Here is a 17,310-nt window from a genome sequence, read left to right as displayed (position 1 = left end):
GCCAATTGCATGTGGCAATTCGCTGCGAGCTCCACGCTTGGGAGAAGGTCGTGAAATCCAGTCAAATCCTGCTGCTGCTGCTTTCCATCCTGCCATTGTTGATTTTCGACGCGGCCAGAGCTCAGACGGTTTCCAAGGTTTCCGTTGCTGCAAAAGGCGCGTTTGAGTTTGAGAAGAGTTATCCAAAAGCCGCAGACGGAAAAACACCGTTCAATTTGCTCACAGGTTTTCTAAAACCTAAAAGCGGGCAAAAGATAAAATATTTTGTATTTAGAATAAGCGACGAAATGATCAAATTTCAAAGATCGATTTCGATGAACACGTTTTATGCGGACGTTAATCTCTGTCCTGGCGCTGTCGATCGAACCGTGTCCGTTCATCAGCCCCTCGGCAACTTTCTTGAGCCTATCGTGGGCCGAACCGACCTGTTGCCATACGTTAAGAGGGCAAGCCTGATCCAATTGCGCAACTACCTGTATGTCGCGATTGACAGCAATCTTCGGAGCTACTCCCCCAAGGGCGCAGATCAATATGGATATGAATGGCTGCCGATCGCGGTGGAAAGCAGACAGGTTTGCCTGACCATCAGCGTCGGTCGAATGGGGCATGGCGCCTTTCTCTCTCAGCCCATAAACATAACCAGGCTTGCGGAGTTCGTCTTTCTCGACAGCAAATGAGCCGAACCGGGCGGCAGCTTAGCCAGTCCCTGCAGCCATCCGGCCGTCGGCCGACCATGCACCCGCGCCAGCCATCGCCAGCGCCAGAAAACCGCCTGATATCGCGATGTCCTTCATCAGCATCTGCGAATGCATGAAGGTCAGCGTCGGATCGCCGCCGCCCTGGCCATAGTGGCCGATGAACGCTGTCGCGACGCAAAAGGCGGCGAGCAGCAGCGCCACGACCGGCGTCTTGAAGCCGACGAGGATGAGCAGCCCGGCGATCAGCTCGAACAGGCCTGTCGCCCAGGCTACGAGCGTTGGCAGCGGCAGGCCGAGGCCGGCAAAATAGCCTGATGTGCCGGCAACGTCAGTAAGCGCGTGGAAGCCGGACGGAACGAAAAGTGCGGCGAGCAGCAATCGGGAAAGCAGAAGCAGCGCATTGCGGGGCATCTTCACCTCCGTTGTCGACGGCCGCTTGGCCTGGCGCCCGATCTTAGCAGGTTTTCCGTCAGCGGACCGAAGGGCACAAACCGACAACGAAAAAGGGGCGCGGAAAATTCCGCACCCCTTTTGTCCAAGCAATGCTGGACTGCTTCAGCCGCGCTTGGCGTCGATCGAATAGGCGCCTGGGCCCGAGGAGGCCAGCACGAGGAAGCCGCCGGCAATCGCGACGTTCTTCAGGAAATTGATCATCTGCATCTGATCGGCCCAGCCGGTGTGGGCGACCAATGCGGTGGCAACGGTGAAGATCGCCATCACCCAGCCGACGATCCGGGTCTGGAAGCCGACGAGGATGGCGAGGCCGCCAAGCAGTTCGATCAGGCCGACGACAATGGCGGTCACCATCGGCAGCGGCAGGCCGAGGCTGCCGAAATAGCCGGCCGTGCCGGCAATCGCCGTCAGCTTGCCGAAGCCGGAAAGCAGGAAGATGACCGAAAGCAGGATGCGGCCGAGCAGGATCGTGCCCGAGGCGCCGGCGGCGGTGCCGGAACCGGCAAACGAAGTGTTGGTGGACGTGTTGGTGGACATGCGTAACTCTCCAGAAGGGTTTGGCCAAACGGCTTGGGATACCCGTCTAGTTAGCGCAGGCCGACTGTTCACCAAAGACGCCAGATTGGTTACGGATTGTTCACCCAGGTAACGTTTTCGCGATCAACTTACCCCGGATGCGTCATGTCCTGCGGCCGCACCAGCCGCTCATAGTCGGCTTCGCTGACCAGCCCGGTGGCCAGCGCTTCCTCGCGCAGCGTTGTGCCGTTCTTGTGCGCCGCCTTTGCAATCTTGGCCGCGTTGTCGTAGCCGATCGTCGGCGCCAGCGCGGTCACCAGCATCAGCGAACGGTCGAGTGCCGCCTTGATGTTGTCCTCGCGGGCCTCGATGCCGACGACGCAATTGTCGGTGAACGACACCGAAGCGTCGGCCAGCAGCTGCACCGACTGCAGGAAACAATAGGCCATCAGCGGATTGTAGACGTTGAGTTCGAAATGGCCCTGGCTGCCGGCGAAGCTGATCGCCGCATTGTTGCCGAAGACCTGCACGCAAACCTGCGTCATCGCTTCGCACTGGGTCGGGTTGACCTTGCCCGGCATGATCGACGAGCCCGGTTCGTTTTCCGGCAGCGACAATTCACCGAGGCCCGAACGCGGGCCGGAACCGAGCAGACGGATGTCGTTGGCGATCTTGAACAGCGCCGCCGCGCAGGCATTGATGGCGCCGTGCGAGAAGACCATGGAATCATGGGCGGCAAGCGCCTCGAACTTGTTCGGCGCGGTGACGAAATCGATGCCGGTGATCGCGGCGATACGCGCCGCCACCTTTTCGGCAAAACCGACCGGCGCGTTGAGGCCGGTGCCGACCGCGGTGCCGCCTTGCGCCAATTCCTGCAGGCCGGGCAGGGTCAGTTCGATGCGCTTGACCGACGAGGCGACCTGCGCCGCATAACCGGAGAATTCCTGGCCGAGCGTCAGCGGCGTCGCGTCCTGTGTATGGGTGCGGCCGATCTTCACAATATGGGCGAAAGCCTTGGTCTTGGCCTCGAGTGCCGCATGCAAATGTCTTAGCGCCGGCAGCAGGTCGTGGATGATGCGCTCGGCGCAGGCGATGTGCATTGCAGTCGGATAGGTGTCGTTCGACGACTGGCTCATATTGACGTGGTCGTTGGGATGCACCGGCTTCTTCGACCCCATGACGCCGCCCAAAAGCTGGATCGCCCGGTTGGAGATCACCTCATTGGCGTTCATGTTGGACTGCGTGCCCGAACCGGTCTGCCAGACGACCAGCGGGAAATGCTCGTTGAGCTTGCCGTCGATGACCTCCTGGGAGGCCTCGATAATGGCCTTGCCGATCGCCGGATCGAGCCGCTTCAGCTCCATATTGGCCTCCGCTGCCGCCCGCTTGACGATGCCCAGCGCCCGCACGATCGAGGCCGGCTGCTTTTCCCAGCCGATCTTGAAATTGGCCAGCGAACGCTGCGCCTGCGCGCCCCAGTAACGGTCGGCGGCGACCTCGATGGGACCGAACGTGTCGGTTTCGGTTCTGGTCTCTGGCGCGCTCACGAAGTCTCTCCGGTTTGCAATTTGCAAACGGCGTATCGCGTTGCACAAATGCCTTCAAGCGGAGATTGCGGGTGACGGGAATGCAAATCGGTTGAAGGTGCTGGCAATCTCCCCACTTGAGGGGGAGATGTCGCCGAAGGCGACAGAGGGGGTCGGTAGGTCTTGACGCAACTCCCATAGCGGACGAAACAGGCTGGTGTTCCACGCGAGACGACCCCCTCTGGCCTGCCGGCCATCTCCCCCTCGAGGGGGGAGATCGCAACCTCACCCCGCCGTGTATCCTCCATCCACGGCGAAGATTCCGCCGCTGGTCCATGCCGCTTCGTCGCTGGCGAGATAGACGGCGATGCCGGCAAGGTCGCCGGTTCGGCCGATGCGGCCGAGCGGGTAGCTGCGCTCGACATAGGCCTTGAGCTCGGCTTGCGCGGCCTCAGGCAGGTTTTCGATCGACCTGCGCCGCATCGCTGTGTCGACCGTGCCGGGCGCGATGGCGTTGACTCTTATGCCGCGCGGCCCGAGCTCGAAGGCGAGCGACTTGGTCAGCGAATTGAGCGCGCCCTTCGACAGCGAATAGAGGCTGGACGGCCGCTTCGGGATCATCTTATGCGCGAAATAGGACGAGATGTTGATCACCGAGGCCGCGCCCGGCGCGAGATGCGGCAACAGCCGCTGGGTGAGGAAGAATACCGCCGTGACGTTGAGTGCGAAGGACTGCTGGAACTGATCCTCGCTGACGGTTTCGAACGGCACAAGGAACGCCACGCCGGCATTGTTGACGAGGATATCGACAGGTGGGCCGCGCCTGGCATGCTCGACCACGGCATCGATGCCGGCGCTGGCCGACAGGTCGGCCGAAAGCGCTTCGACATTATCCCCGAGCTGCTTGCGGGCGGCGTCGAGTTTTTTGCCGTCGCGGCCGACGATCAGCACGTCCGCGCCTTCGCGCAAAAACGCCTCGGCGATTGCCAGCCCGATCCCGTCCGAGCCGCCGGTGACCAGTGCCCGTTTGCCGCCTAGTCTCATCCAACACTCCCGCGCACTGCCGCCTTCCGCCGGCGGCATGACCCCAGAGCAGCGCTGCCTGCACTCCGGGTCAAGTCGCCTGCCTATCCCAGCGTATGAAACTTCGCCTCGTCTCACCGCCCAAGCAGCGATTGTGAGGTTAGCGACAGCCGCAAAGTCTCAGTCGGCTTGGCCATACGTGACTGGACGCTCTGCTCGAACACTTGCCACTCCGGGGAGGCAGCCAAGGCTGCCTCGTGGCGGGCATGTGCATCGGCGCTGGCGAAACCGGTGATGCTGATGAAGACGTTTTCGCTGGCCCGCACCGGCAGCCGCGGAAAGCTGTTTTCGGCATGTTCGGTAACGAAGGCGGCGAGCGGCGACGCGCCAAATGCGGCGAGCACCGGAAGGGCCGCGGTCTGGAAGTCGTTGGCGAAACGGGCTTCCAGGCCCGGTTGCAAATGATGAATCCTGATGACAATAATTGCCTGCAAATCGCTGCCTGCGCACGGTTTTTCGAGGTCCGCCTGGGGTACTCGTTTCGATCCCGAGAGGTCTAGGCTCGCGCCCGGCCAGGCCGGCTTCAGCAGCAGCACGTCGTCGGATGAGATCATCGTGGCGTTGGCGGCGTCGCGCCAGGCAGCCCAGACCGGCCCGTCATAGAAGGCGGTCAGAGCGTTTTTCCGCGCTTCCATACCGTCGAAGCCGCGCAGCCAGACGAACATATCCGGCCGGACGAGATCGCGGAACTGGCCGATGATGGTCATCCCCGCCGTTTCCTGGCCCTCGATCAGCTGATTGTCGAAGATGCCGATCAGTGTCTCGCGCCGGCCGGGTTTCAGCGTGTATTGCCTGAGTTCGACGACGGGCGAGGCGAGCAGATCGGGATTAGGTATGGCGTTCAAAGGCAGGTTCATCGCGCGAGCTCCAAAACAGGACAGTCATCCTGTTTTACAAAACAGACCGATTGTCCTGTTTTGTCAATCTGCTATCGTGTGAAGATGTCAGCAGAGATATCCGCTCGCCCAAGGTCGCGGGCTCAAAAACGCACCAACGACCCCGAAGGCATGCGCAAAAAGGTGCTCGATGTCGCCGAGGAGGCGTTTCAGGCACGCGGCTATCATGCATCCAGCATGGGCGACCTGATGGCGACGGCGGGCGTCACCGGCGGCGCGCTGCACCACCATTTCCCAACCAAGAAGGCGCTGGCGCTCGCAGTGATCGAGGAGCGGGTCGCCGCCGCCGTAGAAGAGACTTGGATCGCGCCGATGCGGATGGCTCCCTCAGCGCGCGAGGGCGTGCGCTCCGTGTTCGCGGCCGTCGCGGCGGAGCTGGAGCAGCAGGGTTTCGTGCGCGGCTGCCCGCTCAACAACCTGGCGCATGAACTGTCGCTTGCCGATCCGGATTTCCGCATTGCCCTTGCCGGCATTTTTTCGACCTGGCGTCAGGCGATCGCCGACAAGATCAGCGCCGACCAGCAGGCGGGCCGGGAGCTGGGCACCGATCCGCAGCGCTTCGCAGCGCTCGCCGTCGCCAGCTATTCGGGCGCCATGTCGATGGCCAAGACAGCACAGGACGCGAGCGTGCTGCGTGACTGCCTGACGGCGTTGGAGCAGGGAGTTATGTCGTCCAAAGCAGGAACGAGGCGACGTAGCAGGATACTGCACAGAGCCCTCTGACGCCGGCAGGACAGTCGCTCACTATGACCGAGGCGGGGAGGCCGAGCTCTTAATTCGGCAGCGGCTTGATCAGCTCGTAGCCGACCACGCTTTCGGCACTGGTGCCCTCGTCATAGCGCCTGGCCACAACTGCCTGCAGGTCGGGTGCGTAAAGCGCGGTAAACTCGTCCCGCATCTCGCCGGCCTCGCTCCTGATGGTCTGCTTGACCGCGAGCACGGAGTATTTGCAATCACCCAGGCTGAACGTCTCCTTGCCCTTGATGTTGATCTCCAGCGTCTCGGTGCCCTTCGGCGGCTTGTTCGGTGCGAGACGGGCAAATACGATCTTGCTCTTGGCACCCGCCTTCAGCGGGAACACCTTCCTGAGATCGGAAAACGGGATCATCGCCAGCTGCCCCGTGCTGCTGTCGCGAAACACCTCGATCAGCCCGCCGAACAGGTACTGCGACTGCGGCGATTGCGACTGGTATTTGTTGGCAACCGCCACCATTCCGCCCGCCGCCGGACGAAATTCGCTGTGGATGCCAGCCCTTTCGAGAATGAAGCCGGCCTTGGCCGATTTGGCGTCGATGCACTCGGCGCCATGCGCCGCGCTCGTCACCGCCAGAATGGCCATTGTCATGCCGATGGATGCAGTGTTCATGGCGTCCTCCTCTGCCCGCGCAAGTTGAATGCCGAAAGCAATGCCAGACCTGGGGGAACGTGTCGACACACTTTGCGAGCAACTGGACTGCCGGTCCGCGTCGTGCTGAATTTTAGCGCATGATGCATCGCATTTCCGCCCGGCCGGTTTCCCGGCGCAGGTTCCTGATGAAGGCAGCGGCCGTTGCCGCGGCCGGCGCCGTTTCGCGCCCGGCCTTCGGCCAGACCGGGCAGCGCATCCCGCCGATCGACGCCACTTTCCTGTTTATCGCTGATGTCCATGCCTGCCGCATGGCGAACGGATTGAGCCCGCACTGCGAGCAGGAGGGCAAGACAGACGCTGCCTTGCTGCGCAACGTCGCCGCACTCAACGGCGTCGGCGACAGGCAATGGCCGGCTGAAATCGATGGCGTTGCCACCGCCCTGCGCTCGACGGGCAAAATCGGCACGCCGCTCGGCCTCGTCGTTGGCGGCGACATCACCGATGATGGCGGCGGCCAGATCACCCAGCCCAGCGAGGGCACGCAACTGCTTCAGTTCAGCCAGCGCTACCAGCAAGGCGTCGGCCCCGACCGCGTGCACATGCCGGTCTATGTCGGCCTCGGCAACCACGACCTCGACCAGAACGGCCCGCGCTCGCATGTCGACTGGTACCGCCGCGAAATGCGCGACTACGTCGAGGTCAACCACCGCCCCGGCGTGTTCTTCAAGCCGCCTGCGCCGGCGACCGACTACGACGTCGAGACCGACTGCTATTCATGGGATTGGGGCGGCCTGCATCTTGTCCAGACGCACCGTTTCGCCGGCGATACCGGCCATGGCGCCGTCAGCAGCCTGCCATGGCTGAAGCAGGACCTGGCGACTTATGCCGGCGACGGCCGCCCGGTCATCCTGTTCCAGCATTATGGCTGGGATACTTTTTCGATCGAAAGATGGGACGCCGCCGAGAAAACCTTCGACGACGCCGGCAAGGGTCCGCCCCACTGGTGGAGCGAAGCCGACAGGCAGGCGCTGCTGGCTGTGCTGAAGGGTTACAACGTCGTCGGCGTCTTCCATGGCCACCAGCACGCGACGCCGATGATCTACCACCGTGACGGGGTCGACTTGTTCAAGCCGAAGGCCGCCTTCATGGGCGGCTTTGCGTTGGCGCGGGTGACGGGAAACAGCATGGATGTGGTGCTGGGCGAAGCCGCCGGAGATCATGGCGAGGTCACCTTCACCAATGCATACAGCAAAAGCCTGACTTTCTGACGGGCAGGAGAGGGCCAAAAAGGCGGCCGAGCCGCCTTTTCCTGGTTCACGAAGGGCCGGCGTCAAAGCGCCTTCTTCACCTTCTCCTTCACGTCGCCGTAAGCCTTCTGCATCTTGCCGGTCGCCTTGTCGACGTCGCCTTCGGCCTCGGCGCGCCTCTTGCCGGTGGCCTTGCCGGCGGTCTGCTTGACCGAGCCCTTGGCTTGCTTGGCAACGCCGGCAACCTGATCCTTGTTCACCATCTCGCATCTCCTGGACCGTTCGCCTGGAGAAACGGTCGCGGATCGCTTAGGTTCCGGGTTCTGCCCGTCGATTGGGATAGCTTCCGGCCGCGAAGCCGACAGGATAGGGTGCACCAGAACGCCCGAACAGACAGGGCCGGAGGGACAATGGCTGAATTCACGCTCTTCCTCGGCAACAAGTGTTTTTCGTCGTGGTCACTGCGGCCGTGGCTGGCGATGAAGTATCTGGAGATCCCGTTCGAGGAAGGTCTTGTGCGCCTGCGCACGCCCGAGACCGCGGCCAATCTGGCCAGGATATCGCCGACCGGCCAGGTGCCGGTGCTGAACCATCGGCTGCCGAATGGCGAGGTCCGGATCGTCTGGGAAACCCTTGCCATCCTTGAATATCTCGCCGAGCTGTTTCCCGGGAAAGAGCTTTGGCCGGCCGACATCGGCGCCCGCGCGCTGGCCCGCTCGGCGGCGACAGAGATGCATTCCGGCTTTCGCGAGGTCCGCTATGGCTGGCCGATGAATTTGCGCCGGCCAAAAGGCTACAAGCCGCTCGACGCCGAAGGTGAGGCACAACGGGCGCGCATCGAAGGGCTATGGCGCGAATGCCGCGAAAAATACGGCAAAGGCGGCCCGTTCCTGTTTGGCCATTTCACCGCGGCCGACGCCATGTATGCGCCGGTCGTCACCCGCTTCGACACCTATGGCGGCACGCTGGCAACCGATACCCGCGCCTATGTCGACGCCGTGCTTTCGATGCCGGCGATGCGCCACTGGTATGCCGAGGCGGCGAAAGAGCCTTGGCCGGAGCCCGGCCCAGACGAATAGAGCCGAGCAACCGGCAAACTGGTCTTCCACTTCGCGGCCCGCGGCCTATCTGAAGATCGGGCTGGGGCCTTGGAGACTTCACAATGACATCTGTTTCTTCCGCACTGGCCGGCAAGGTCGCACTCGTCACCGGCGCCTCCTCGGGCATCGGCGAGGCAACGGCTGTGGCACTCGCAGCCGCCGGGGCCAAGGTGGCGATTGCCGCACGCCGCGCCGATCGTCTCGAAGCGCTGGCCGCGCGTATCGAAGAGGCCGGCGGCGCTGCGCTCCGCATCGAGGCTGACGTCACCAGCAACGACGATGTCACCGCCATGGTCGACAAGGTTGTCGCCGAATGGGGCCGCCTCGACATCCTCGTCAACAATGCAGGTGTCATGCTTCTGTCGCCGGCCGCCGATGCCGAACTCGACGACTGGCGCCGCATGGTCGAGCTCAACCTGCTGGCGCTGATGGGCGTCACCAAGGCGGCGCTGCCGCATCTCAGGGCCGCCAAGGGTCACATCGTCAATGTCTCGTCGATCGCCGGACGCGTCGCCAATCCCGGCGCCAGCGGCTATGCCGCAACCAAGTTCGGCGTCGTCGGCTTTTCCGAATCGCTGCGCCGCGAAGTCTACGCCGACAAGGTTCGCGTCACCGTCATCGAGCCTGGCCTTGTGCGCACCGAACTCGGCGACCATGTCACCAACCCGGCGGCGAAGGCCGGGCTCGACCAGCGGCTCGCCGCCATGGAGGCGCTGACCGCCGAGGACATCGCCGCGGCCATTCTCTACGCCGTGGGCCAGCCGGCACACGTCAACGTCAACGAGATCGTCATCCGCCCGACCGACCAGGAACGGTGAACGGCGTCAGATATTTTCGCTACGCCTCAAATCCCGCCCGCAGGAAATCGCCACACTCCTCGACCAGCCGCGACGGGTCCCTCGCGAGGTAGACGCCGAAATCCGCCATCGGCGCCGGCGGCAGGTTGAAGCGTCCGTTGAGGCTTTGGCAGTCGGGCGGCAGTCCTTCCTGCAGCAGAAGGCCGATGCCAAGCCCGGCCCTCAGCGCCGAGATCAGTGTCGCGAAGGTCGACACGCGGCAGCCGATCTTCCAGCCGATCCCGGCCTCGGCGAGCGAGGCCAGCATCCTGTCCTGCCAGGAGCAGGCGCCTTCGAAGATGATCAGCGGAAGCTCAACCTCGTCATCGATCTCGATCATGCGGCTTGCCGCCCAGACCAGCTGTCGTGACAGATGGCCTCGCGGCGCCTTTGTGAAGCGCGCCGGATCGGCCATGACGATGTCGCATCTTCCTTCGCCCAAAGACTTGCTGAGATCGCTGCTGCTGGCCGACGTCAGCTCGATCTCCACGGAAGGATGCCGGCGGCGGAAGTCGGCGATGATCAACGGCAGCCGCGTTACCGCCAAATCCTCGACGATGCCGAGCCGGACACGGCCGACCAGCCTGCGGCCTTCTATCTCGCGCCTGGCATCGTCGCCGATCGCGATGGCCTTGCGGGCGAAGGCGAGCAGGATCTCGCCGGCCTCGGTCAGCGTCACGCCGCGCGGCGAACGGCGCAGCAGCTCGGCGCCGACTTCACCCTCGAGGCGCTGAAGCTGCATGCTCACCGCCGCCTGGGTGCGGGCAAGCCGATCGGCCGCCCGGCTCACCGTTCCCGTATCGGCCACGGTGACGAAGGCGCGCAGCAGCCTGACGTCGATATCTCCAGTCATAAGAAGTCCTGATAGCTGTGTCAGCACTATCAGGCTACCTGAAAGCCCGATCTGAATTCAAGGTCCGCTCGTCCAACGAAAACAGGAGCAGCCACCTTGTCCTACAGAAGAAGATTTGAGGAGCTCGGTGTCGCCTGGCCGTCACTCGAGCGGCCCGCTTTGCCGTTCTCGCCGACGGTTCGGGTCGCCGACATCGTCTATGTCTCCGGTCAGATCCCCGAGATCGGGCAGGAGATCGCCGCGATCGGCCAGGTCGGCGCAGAGATCGATCTGGCCGCGGCGCGGAATGCCGCCCGGCTCTGCGCGGCCAACATCGTCTATTGGCTGGACAAGGAATTGGACGGCAATCTCGACCGCGTCGTGAAATTCGCCAAGCTGACCGTCTATGTGAACGCGGCGGCCGGCTTTGCGGCCTATTCGGAGGTCGGCAACGGAGCATCCGAATTTCTGCTCCATGTTTTTGGCGAGCGTGGCGAGCATGCCCGCTGCTCGCTCGGCATGGCCGGCTTGCCGGCCAATGTTCCGGTCGAAGCCGACGCCATTGTGCATGTCCGCTGATGCACGCCCAAAGCATGCACTCAGGGCTTATCCGGGAGTGCGCAGTGAAACCAGAGGGGGCTTGGCTTGATAAGTACAAATCTTGAGGGGCGGAAGGCGCTGGTTCTCGGAGGAGGCAAGGGCCTCGGTTTCGGCGTCGCCGAAGTGCTCGCGGCGAAAGGCGCCGAGATCATCCTGGTCGGACGAGGGGAGGAGACCCTGGATGCGGCGCGGCGCGCGATCGAGTCCGCCGGCCCCGTCTGCTCGACCTTCAGCGCCGATCTTTCCGATAACGACAGCGTCTCCCGGCTGATCCGTGCCATCGAGGACGAGCATCAGCGGATCGACATCGTCCTGCTCAATGGCGGCGGCCCGCCGCCCTTCGCGGCCAGCGTCTTCGATGCGAGCGTCTGGGAGAAGCAGTTCACCAGCATGGTGCTGAGCCAGATGCGTATCGCCATTTCTTTCCTGCCAGGCATGCGGTCGCGGCGCTGGGGGCGCATCATCGCCGTTTCCTCCACGTCCGTCCGCGAGCCGATCCCCGGCCTCACCGCTTCGAATGCGTTGCGCGCGTCGCTTGCCGGCTGGGCCAAGACCCTGGCCGGCGAAGTGGCGGCGGACGGCGTCACCGTCAACCTGTTGCTGCCTGGCCGTTTTGCGACGGACCGGACGAAGCAGTTCGACGCGATGGACGCCGCCGACAGGGGTGTGGACGCTGCTGTGATCGCCGCCGAGAGTCAGGCCGAAATCCCGGCAAAGCGCTACGGGACCCCCGCCGAATTCGGCGCGGTTGCCGCATTCCTGGCCAGCGACGACGCCGCCTATATCACCGGCGTGGCTTTGCCGGTGGATGGTGGGCTCAGCCGCGGCATGCTGTGAGGGGCAGGCGGCGCGAATGCTCGCATCACACAGGAACGCCCCTCGTGCCTTTTATCTGCGCGGGGGGCGTCCTGTTTGTCGTCCGCCTCTCTCAAGATCGCTCTTTCAAGAACGGCTTTCGACACCGAAAGAATGCCCGCGGTGCCAAAATGGTTCCCGGCTAAGTGGTTTTTTGCGGCTCGCCCGGCTTTCGCTGCCGATGTGCCTGCACAGGCAGTCGCGGCGCCCTCTGCGAGTGTGACAAATCGGTAGTGTCTCAGTTTGAATTTTCAGGATTGGGCGGAAGGCTGCCCGACATGTCAAAGGGCATCACTCGTCTGGCAGCCGCTCCGGCGACTCTTGCGCCTCTTTGGATACCCAAACTTGGCTTGGAATAGAATGACCGATCCATTCGAGCCAATGCGAGGCGAGCCACTTGGGCGATATTGCCGTCGCCCCTTCTGCCTTCGCTTCTTCTGGCAGGTAGACGAGCACGTGACCTGCGTCATAGCCGCTGCACCGTACAAGACCCAGACCTGATGCCTCAGACGTTTCAAACAGCATGTACTCTCGGATTTCCTCTACTGGAGTTCGAGCGCGGAAGCGGAACACCGCGCCACGGTAGAGGAGATCGTTTTCCCCCAGTGAATTAAGAGTGGTCCAAGTCAGCATCCTGCCCCTAGACTTCGCCGGTGTTCTTCTTGTATGGGCCCGCGCGACCCGGCTTCGGCGCAACGGCGTCCATCTTCTCGCAAAGATCGGCCATTGACCGGAGCGCCTCGGACTGCCGCCATGGCTGGCGACGTCTTCCGCGTGTTATAAATGTGAATGAAGTTGATGCGGACTGCATTGCCGATCACGTCGGCCGGGCGCTTCTGGCCTTTAGGTCCGGTCGGCATTGTTCAAGTCTGCCAACTCGGCTTCTGCCTCAGCTAGCTCCGCTTTATATTCGGCGATCTTCTCAGGCGTTGGTTCCCATATTTCCGGGTCACCCATTGTCAGAGCGCGGATCATAGCAGTTGCCGCAGTTACCCGCGCTTCCGCCGCCTGTCGCAGGAGCGAATTCACAAGGTCGTTCGTTTCGTCTGGTTGCTCACTCATACGGCGAGCGTATAGGACAGAGCATCGCAACGCGACAAGAGAGGCGTCAAATTTCAAGCTGAGACACCACCGACAAATCAAAAAAATTGACACAACGCGCAAAGAAGTCTATAAGAATTTTGTCGATATTTGTTTGACCGACTTTTGTTATCCGCGTGCTTAGGCGCGCCTTTGGCGAACTTCCCCCATCAAAATCGAGACAAACGTTGTTGTGCATCCGCATGACGGCGAACGAATATTTGCCATGGAAAGGGTTCGTTATGAGCACAGGCACAGTTAAATGGTTCAACGCCACCAAAGGTTTTGGTTTTATTCAGCCTGACGACGGTTCTGCCGACGTTTTTGTCCACATCTCAGCCGTCGAGCGCGCCGGAATGCGCGACATCGTCGAGGGCCAGAAGCTTGGCTACGAGATGGTCCGCGACAACAAGTCGGGCAAGATGTCCGCCGACCAGTTGAAGGCGGCCTAAAACGGAATTCAGCCTCGCCGGTGACCACGGATGTACTGGCACCGGTGAATGGCAAATTCCAGCGCATGATCGCGGGGATGTTAAGTCCCCGCTCATGCGCATGAGAAGAACGTTCTTTGCGCGTCTCTCGGGATGCGCAGGCGCTCTTATGGAAGGTCAGGCGGTGCCTGGCCTTTTTCATTTTTGCGCTTCGACCGCCGAAAGAGCGCTGCTCGACGGCCCGGACGTGCTAAGGACGTTCCAGCAATTTGAAACCGGCTGCCGTATTGCTTTGTGCGGGATCCTGGCCGAAAGACCAGTCTCGCCACTTTTCGGCGGCGTGCTCCGAACCGGGAGAAAGACCTTGACCGCAACTTCAAAAAAACCCCGCGACCAGGCCGAATCCATTTTCAGCAAGACGCGGACCCAGTCGATGTCGCTCGACCGCATCAATTCCGAACGGGATGCCGTCAGCCAGGCCCGCGAAGCCAAGACCGCGCGGCTGCGCGAATTGCGCCTGGAGAAGGAAGCCGACGACATGGCGGCGGCGGTTGCGCTCGCGGCCTCGCCGAAACGCGCAGGCAAACGCTGATGGCCACCAAACGCGTGCCTCAAAAGGCGATCGCCACAGATTCGACCATCGCCGATGTCGTGGGCGAACTAGACAAGCCGGTCGAATATGTCCGGCGCGTGCTCGAAAAGCTCGAGCGCTGCAGGCGTGTCCACGGCGATGCCCAGGTTCGGCTCGGCGTGCGCGGTCGTGCCGAATGCCCCAACTATCTGATCGAATACGTCCGGGAAAACGCCAAGACCCGCGAGCGCGTGACCTTTCAGGATGCCGCCTACAGCGGCAGCACGCATCGCGAGCTGGCGCCTCGGCACATCGAGGAAGCCAGGAACTGGTCGCCCGAAGAAATGAACATCACGGCCGTTTCGGCGCTCATCGGCCGCCTTCGCAATCCGAATGCGCCATCATCGCGTTTCTCTGACGAGGATTGATATGGCAATCAAGTTTTCCGCCAAGGGCCAGCCGGCAGCGCCTGCTGCCGCCGTGAAGCCGGTCAAGCCGGCCGCCGCGCCAAAAACCGGCGAAGCCGCCGAAGCGGGCACCGATCTGTTCAGGTCGCCGGCGGAAGCACCGCCGCGCAAGCCCAAGAAGAAATAGCGCCCTTGCAGCAAAATGCCGACCGGAAATCTGCGCCAAGGCTGCTTGCCCTGGCGGTCGCAGAGGAGTTTTCGTCGCCACAAGAGGGCGCCGGTCCGATTGCCTTCGATTGCCAGACCTGTGGCGCCTGCTGCGCCTACTCGTCCAGATGGCCGCGCTTCTCCACCGAGGATGACGCGCAGCTCGACCTTATCCCGCAAAAATACGTGGCTGCCGACGAAGCCGGTATGCGCTGCGACGGCGCGCGCTGTTCGGCACTGTGCGGCGAGGTCGGCAAGTCGACCGCATGCGGCATCTACGACATCCGCCCCGACGTCTGCCGCGCCTGCATGCCGGGCGATGACGACTGCCTGATCGCGCGTCGGGCTCACGGTCTGCCGACGCTGTAATGACGGCCCTCGGGCTGGCGTCTCAGTTTGAATTTCGTCAATCAGATGGGCGAAAGTCGCTGCGGTAGAGGCCGGGCGATCGTCCGGTCAATCGTTTGAATGCCTGCGAGAACGACGGCACCGATTCATATCCGACGGCGCGCCCGATCTCGCCAATGTTCTGGTTCGTTTCCCGCAGAGCCTTGGCGGCAAGGTTCATCCGCCACCGGGTCACATAGGACAGCGGCGGCTGTCCTACCAGTTGAGCGAAGCGACGCGCGAAGGTGGCCCGGGACTGTGCTGCGCCGCTGGCAAGGGAAGCGATGGTCCAGGGATTGCCCGGCCGCTCGTGGATCAGGCGCAAAGCCTGCGCAATGCCTTTGTCGCGCAAGGCGCCAAACCATCCCCCTGTTCCGAGTGGCTGATGTTCGATCCAGGCGCGCAACAAGAAGATCAACGTGCTGTCGAGAAGGCGTGGGGCGACAATGTCGTGGCCGCCGAGATCGCCTTTCGCTTCGACCTGCAGAAGTTCCAGGGCAAGCCGCAGCGGCTCGCTGGTGTCGATCTGATTCCGGGTCAAATGAATCAGCGGAGGAAGCAGCGAAACCATCGGATATGGCCCGACGCCGTCGAGTGAATATCTCGCACAAAGAAGAGTTGTCGCGCCGCTCTCGCTTTTCGGTTCCAGTCCGCTCCGATTTGCGGAAAGGACGGCGGATATCGATGCCGTCGGTGCATCCGCCGGATTGCAAAGGGCATGCCCGATACCGCTCGCGACAAGGATGACATCTCCCTCGCCTAAGCGGATCGGCTCCCTTTCACCGGCTAACCGCAGCCAGCATTCGCCGTTCTGTATGACGTGGATGGCGGCATTCCTTGTCGGATCCACCGAAATACCCCATGGCCGATGCAGGGTCGCGCTGCCGATCATGGCGCTGCCAAATCTCAGCGAAGCAAGAACTTCGGACAAGGCGTCCATGAGAACCATCCTCCAACGATGAATAGGACGACGATATTAGACGATTGGATAAGAATCCAGGCGAATAGCGTATCGACCATCTCACAAGCGTGGCTGATTATGTTGGCAAGATCGGCCTGCGGACGCTCCTGTCCACAACAGGCAGAAGCAGGCACGGGAAGGAGCAAAAACATGCGTGACGAACCATCAAATCCAGTTCCAGCCAAGACCCATAATTTGCTCGACACCAACAAGGCGATCGTCCTGGACTTCATCGACAAAGCAGTAAACCAAGGCAACATCGAAGCTGCTTCGATGCATTTTGGCGAACGCTACATCCAACACAATCCGAACATTGCGGATGGTGCGGAAGGCTTCAAAGCCTATCTGCAGCAGCTCAAACAGTCATTTCCCCTCGTGAAGGGAGAGGTGAAGCGGATTTTTGCCGAAGGGGATTTCGTCATCGTGCACATGCACGCAAAACGCGAACCGGAGGAGGAGGGCCTAGCCATTGTCGACATTTTCAGGCTGAAGGACAGCAAGCTGGTCGAACACTGGGAAGTTCGGCAGCCTATAGCCGATAGCAAGCTGCACGCCAACAGCATGATCTGAATGCGCATAGGCTCTCAGGCTGACTTGTGCCCGCACGTTTCGCTGATTACGCTGCCGGCGGCAGGGCCAGCACCGGGAGACCATCCGTGAGCATCGAATTTCTGTTGACGTCGCTGATTGTCGTGGCTTCGCCCGGTACCGGCGTTCTCTATACGCTGAGCGCCGGGCTTTCGCGTGGTGCGCGCGCCAGCATCATTGCCGCTTTCGGCTGCACGCTCGGCATCATTCCGCACATGGCGGCCGCCATCACCGGCCTCGCGGCTCTGCTGCATACAAGTGCCGTCGCCTTCGAGACGCTGAAATATCTCGGCGTCGCCTATCTTCTCTACATGGCCTGGAACACGCTGAAGGAGAAGGGCGGCCTGAGCGTCGACGAAAATGTCGCGCCGCGCTCGGCCGGCAAAGTGATCACTTCGGGCATCCTCATCAACATCCTCAATCCGAAGCTGTCGATCTTCTTCTTTGCCTTCCTGCCGCAATTCGTCAGCACCACCGAACCGCATGCGCTGTCGAAAATGCTGGAGCTCAGCAGCATCTTCATGCTGCTCACCTTCGTGGTCTTTGTCGGCTATGGCATTTTTGCCGCGTCGATCCGCAGCCATGTCGTGTCGCGGCCAAAGGTGCTGACCTGGATGCGCCGTACCTTCGCCGGAGCCTTTGTCATGCTCGGCGCCAAACTGGCGCTGGCGGACCGTTAGACAGGAAG

General features: G+C 62.1%; 24 protein-coding genes. 14 read left to right on the top strand and 10 right to left on the bottom strand.

Annotated elements, in window-relative coordinates:
* Positions 1–50 precede the first annotated feature (50 nt).
* Positions 51–677, top strand: coding sequence for a hypothetical protein (locus NKI29_RS12525; protein ID WP_352569737.1), 627 nt, complete (start codon positions 51–53; stop codon positions 675–677).
* An 18-nt stretch (positions 678–695) separates the two neighbouring features.
* On the opposite strand, the gene NKI29_RS12520 is transcribed toward NKI29_RS12525, so the two are convergent.
* From NKI29_RS12520 to NKI29_RS12500, 5 genes are all read right to left on the bottom strand, one after another.
* Positions 696–1,109, bottom strand: coding sequence for a DoxX family protein (locus tag NKI29_RS12520; RefSeq protein ID WP_352569738.1), 414 nt, complete (start codon positions 1,107–1,109; stop codon positions 696–698).
* A 144-nt stretch (positions 1,110–1,253) separates the two neighbouring features.
* The gene (locus tag NKI29_RS12515) at positions 1,254–1,688 is read right to left on the bottom strand and encodes a DoxX family protein (RefSeq protein ID WP_023677622.1); all 435 of its coding nucleotides are present in this window, start codon (positions 1,686–1,688) and stop codon (positions 1,254–1,256) included.
* 128 nt (positions 1,689–1,816) lie between these two features.
* Positions 1,817–3,214 carry a class II fumarate hydratase gene (fumC, locus tag NKI29_RS12510; protein WP_023677621.1) on the bottom strand — a complete coding sequence of 466 codons (1,398 nt, stop codon included), beginning with the start codon at positions 3,212–3,214 and terminating at the stop codon, positions 1,817–1,819.
* Between the two features lie 264 nt (positions 3,215–3,478).
* On the bottom strand, positions 3,479–4,237 hold the full coding sequence (locus NKI29_RS12505) for an SDR family NAD(P)-dependent oxidoreductase (RefSeq protein ID WP_023677620.1): 759 nt from the start codon (positions 4,235–4,237) through the stop codon (positions 3,479–3,481).
* Between the two features lie 113 nt (positions 4,238–4,350).
* On the bottom strand, positions 4,351–5,133 hold the full coding sequence (locus tag NKI29_RS12500) for an NIPSNAP family protein (RefSeq protein WP_352796367.1): 783 nt from the start codon (positions 5,131–5,133) through the stop codon (positions 4,351–4,353).
* Positions 5,134–5,283: 150 nt separating this feature from the next.
* Between NKI29_RS12500 and NKI29_RS12495 the strand changes: the two genes are divergently transcribed.
* Entirely contained in the window at positions 5,284–5,895 is a 612-nt protein-coding gene (locus tag NKI29_RS12495) for a TetR/AcrR family transcriptional regulator (protein WP_352796364.1), read from the top strand.
* Positions 5,896–5,944: 49 nt separating this feature from the next.
* Here the strand turns inward: NKI29_RS12495 and NKI29_RS12490 are convergent, their stop codons facing one another.
* A complete protein-coding gene (locus NKI29_RS12490; protein ID WP_023677617.1) occupies positions 5,945–6,538 on the bottom strand; it encodes a hypothetical protein in 594 nt (197 codons plus the stop codon).
* Between the two features lie 119 nt (positions 6,539–6,657).
* Here NKI29_RS12490 and NKI29_RS12485 point away from each other — a divergent pair, with 119 nt between their 5' ends.
* Positions 6,658–7,788 (top strand): metallophosphoesterase, encoded by a 1,131-nt coding sequence (locus NKI29_RS12485; RefSeq protein WP_023677616.1) that lies wholly within the window; start codon positions 6,658–6,660, stop codon positions 7,786–7,788.
* 62 nt (positions 7,789–7,850) lie between these two features.
* On the opposite strand, the gene NKI29_RS12480 is transcribed toward NKI29_RS12485, so the two are convergent.
* The gene (locus tag NKI29_RS12480; RefSeq protein ID WP_031212003.1) at positions 7,851–8,030 is read right to left on the bottom strand and encodes a CsbD family protein; all 180 of its coding nucleotides are present in this window, start codon (positions 8,028–8,030) and stop codon (positions 7,851–7,853) included.
* A 147-nt stretch (positions 8,031–8,177) separates the two neighbouring features.
* On the opposite strand from NKI29_RS12480, the gene NKI29_RS12475 reads away from it, so the two are divergent.
* A complete protein-coding gene (locus NKI29_RS12475; RefSeq protein ID WP_352595761.1) occupies positions 8,178–8,846 on the top strand; it encodes a glutathione S-transferase family protein in 669 nt (222 codons plus the stop codon).
* A gap of 83 nt (positions 8,847–8,929) precedes the next feature.
* On the top strand, positions 8,930–9,685 hold the full coding sequence (locus NKI29_RS12470; RefSeq protein ID WP_023677613.1) for an SDR family NAD(P)-dependent oxidoreductase: 756 nt from the start codon (positions 8,930–8,932) through the stop codon (positions 9,683–9,685).
* Positions 9,686–9,704: 19 nt separating this feature from the next.
* On the opposite strand, the gene NKI29_RS12465 is transcribed toward NKI29_RS12470, so the two are convergent.
* Positions 9,705–10,556 carry a LysR family transcriptional regulator gene (locus tag NKI29_RS12465; protein WP_023677612.1) on the bottom strand — a complete coding sequence of 284 codons (852 nt, stop codon included), beginning with the start codon at positions 10,554–10,556 and terminating at the stop codon, positions 9,705–9,707.
* 96 nt (positions 10,557–10,652) lie between these two features.
* Here NKI29_RS12465 and NKI29_RS12460 point away from each other — a divergent pair, with 96 nt between their 5' ends.
* Positions 10,653–11,114 carry a RidA family protein gene (locus tag NKI29_RS12460; protein ID WP_023677611.1) on the top strand — a complete coding sequence of 154 codons (462 nt, stop codon included), beginning with the start codon at positions 10,653–10,655 and terminating at the stop codon, positions 11,112–11,114.
* Positions 11,115–11,180: 66 nt separating this feature from the next.
* Positions 11,181–11,972 (top strand): SDR family oxidoreductase, encoded by a 792-nt coding sequence (locus NKI29_RS12455; protein ID WP_280952103.1) that lies wholly within the window; start codon positions 11,181–11,183, stop codon positions 11,970–11,972.
* Positions 11,973–12,281: 309 nt separating this feature from the next.
* On the opposite strand, the gene imm45 is transcribed toward NKI29_RS12455, so the two are convergent.
* Positions 12,282–12,623 (bottom strand): Imm45 family immunity protein, encoded by a 342-nt coding sequence (gene imm45, locus NKI29_RS12450; RefSeq protein ID WP_156937365.1) that lies wholly within the window; start codon positions 12,621–12,623, stop codon positions 12,282–12,284.
* Between the two features lie 689 nt (positions 12,624–13,312).
* Between imm45 and NKI29_RS12445 the strand changes: the two genes are divergently transcribed.
* From NKI29_RS12445 to NKI29_RS12425, 5 genes are all read left to right on the top strand, one after another.
* On the top strand, positions 13,313–13,522 hold the full coding sequence (locus NKI29_RS12445; protein WP_010915421.1) for a cold-shock protein: 210 nt from the start codon (positions 13,313–13,315) through the stop codon (positions 13,520–13,522).
* A 343-nt stretch (positions 13,523–13,865) separates the two neighbouring features.
* A complete protein-coding gene (locus NKI29_RS12440; protein WP_023677608.1) occupies positions 13,866–14,093 on the top strand; it encodes a hypothetical protein in 228 nt (75 codons plus the stop codon).
* Positions 14,093–14,500, top strand: coding sequence for a hypothetical protein (locus NKI29_RS12435; RefSeq protein WP_023677607.1), 408 nt, complete (start codon positions 14,093–14,095; stop codon positions 14,498–14,500). Before NKI29_RS12440 ends, NKI29_RS12435 begins: the two co-directional genes overlap by 1 nt.
* Before the next feature lies 1 nt (position 14,501).
* Positions 14,502–14,666 carry a hypothetical protein gene (locus tag NKI29_RS12430; protein WP_023677606.1) on the top strand — a complete coding sequence of 55 codons (165 nt, stop codon included), beginning with the start codon at positions 14,502–14,504 and terminating at the stop codon, positions 14,664–14,666.
* A 50-nt stretch (positions 14,667–14,716) separates the two neighbouring features.
* Positions 14,717–15,055: a YkgJ family cysteine cluster protein gene (locus tag NKI29_RS12425; protein ID WP_051406159.1), complete on the top strand. Its 339-nt coding sequence runs from the start codon at positions 14,717–14,719 to the stop codon at positions 15,053–15,055.
* Between the two features lie 37 nt (positions 15,056–15,092).
* On the opposite strand, the gene NKI29_RS12420 is transcribed toward NKI29_RS12425, so the two are convergent.
* The gene (locus NKI29_RS12420) at positions 15,093–16,013 is read right to left on the bottom strand and encodes an AraC family transcriptional regulator (protein ID WP_023677604.1); all 921 of its coding nucleotides are present in this window, start codon (positions 16,011–16,013) and stop codon (positions 15,093–15,095) included.
* A gap of 171 nt (positions 16,014–16,184) precedes the next feature.
* Between NKI29_RS12420 and NKI29_RS12415 the strand changes: the two genes are divergently transcribed.
* A complete protein-coding gene (locus NKI29_RS12415) occupies positions 16,185–16,604 on the top strand; it encodes a nuclear transport factor 2 family protein (protein WP_352595758.1) in 420 nt (139 codons plus the stop codon).
* Between the two features lie 86 nt (positions 16,605–16,690).
* On the top strand, positions 16,691–17,302 hold the full coding sequence (locus NKI29_RS12410; RefSeq protein ID WP_352616803.1) for a LysE family translocator: 612 nt from the start codon (positions 16,691–16,693) through the stop codon (positions 17,300–17,302).
* Positions 17,303–17,310: the final 8 nt, after the last annotated feature.

The organism is Mesorhizobium sp. M0678 (genome assembly GCF_040320505.1).
Lineage (GTDB): Bacteria > Pseudomonadota > Alphaproteobacteria > Rhizobiales > Rhizobiaceae > Mesorhizobium.
This window is presented reverse-complemented; position numbering and strand designations above follow the sequence as displayed.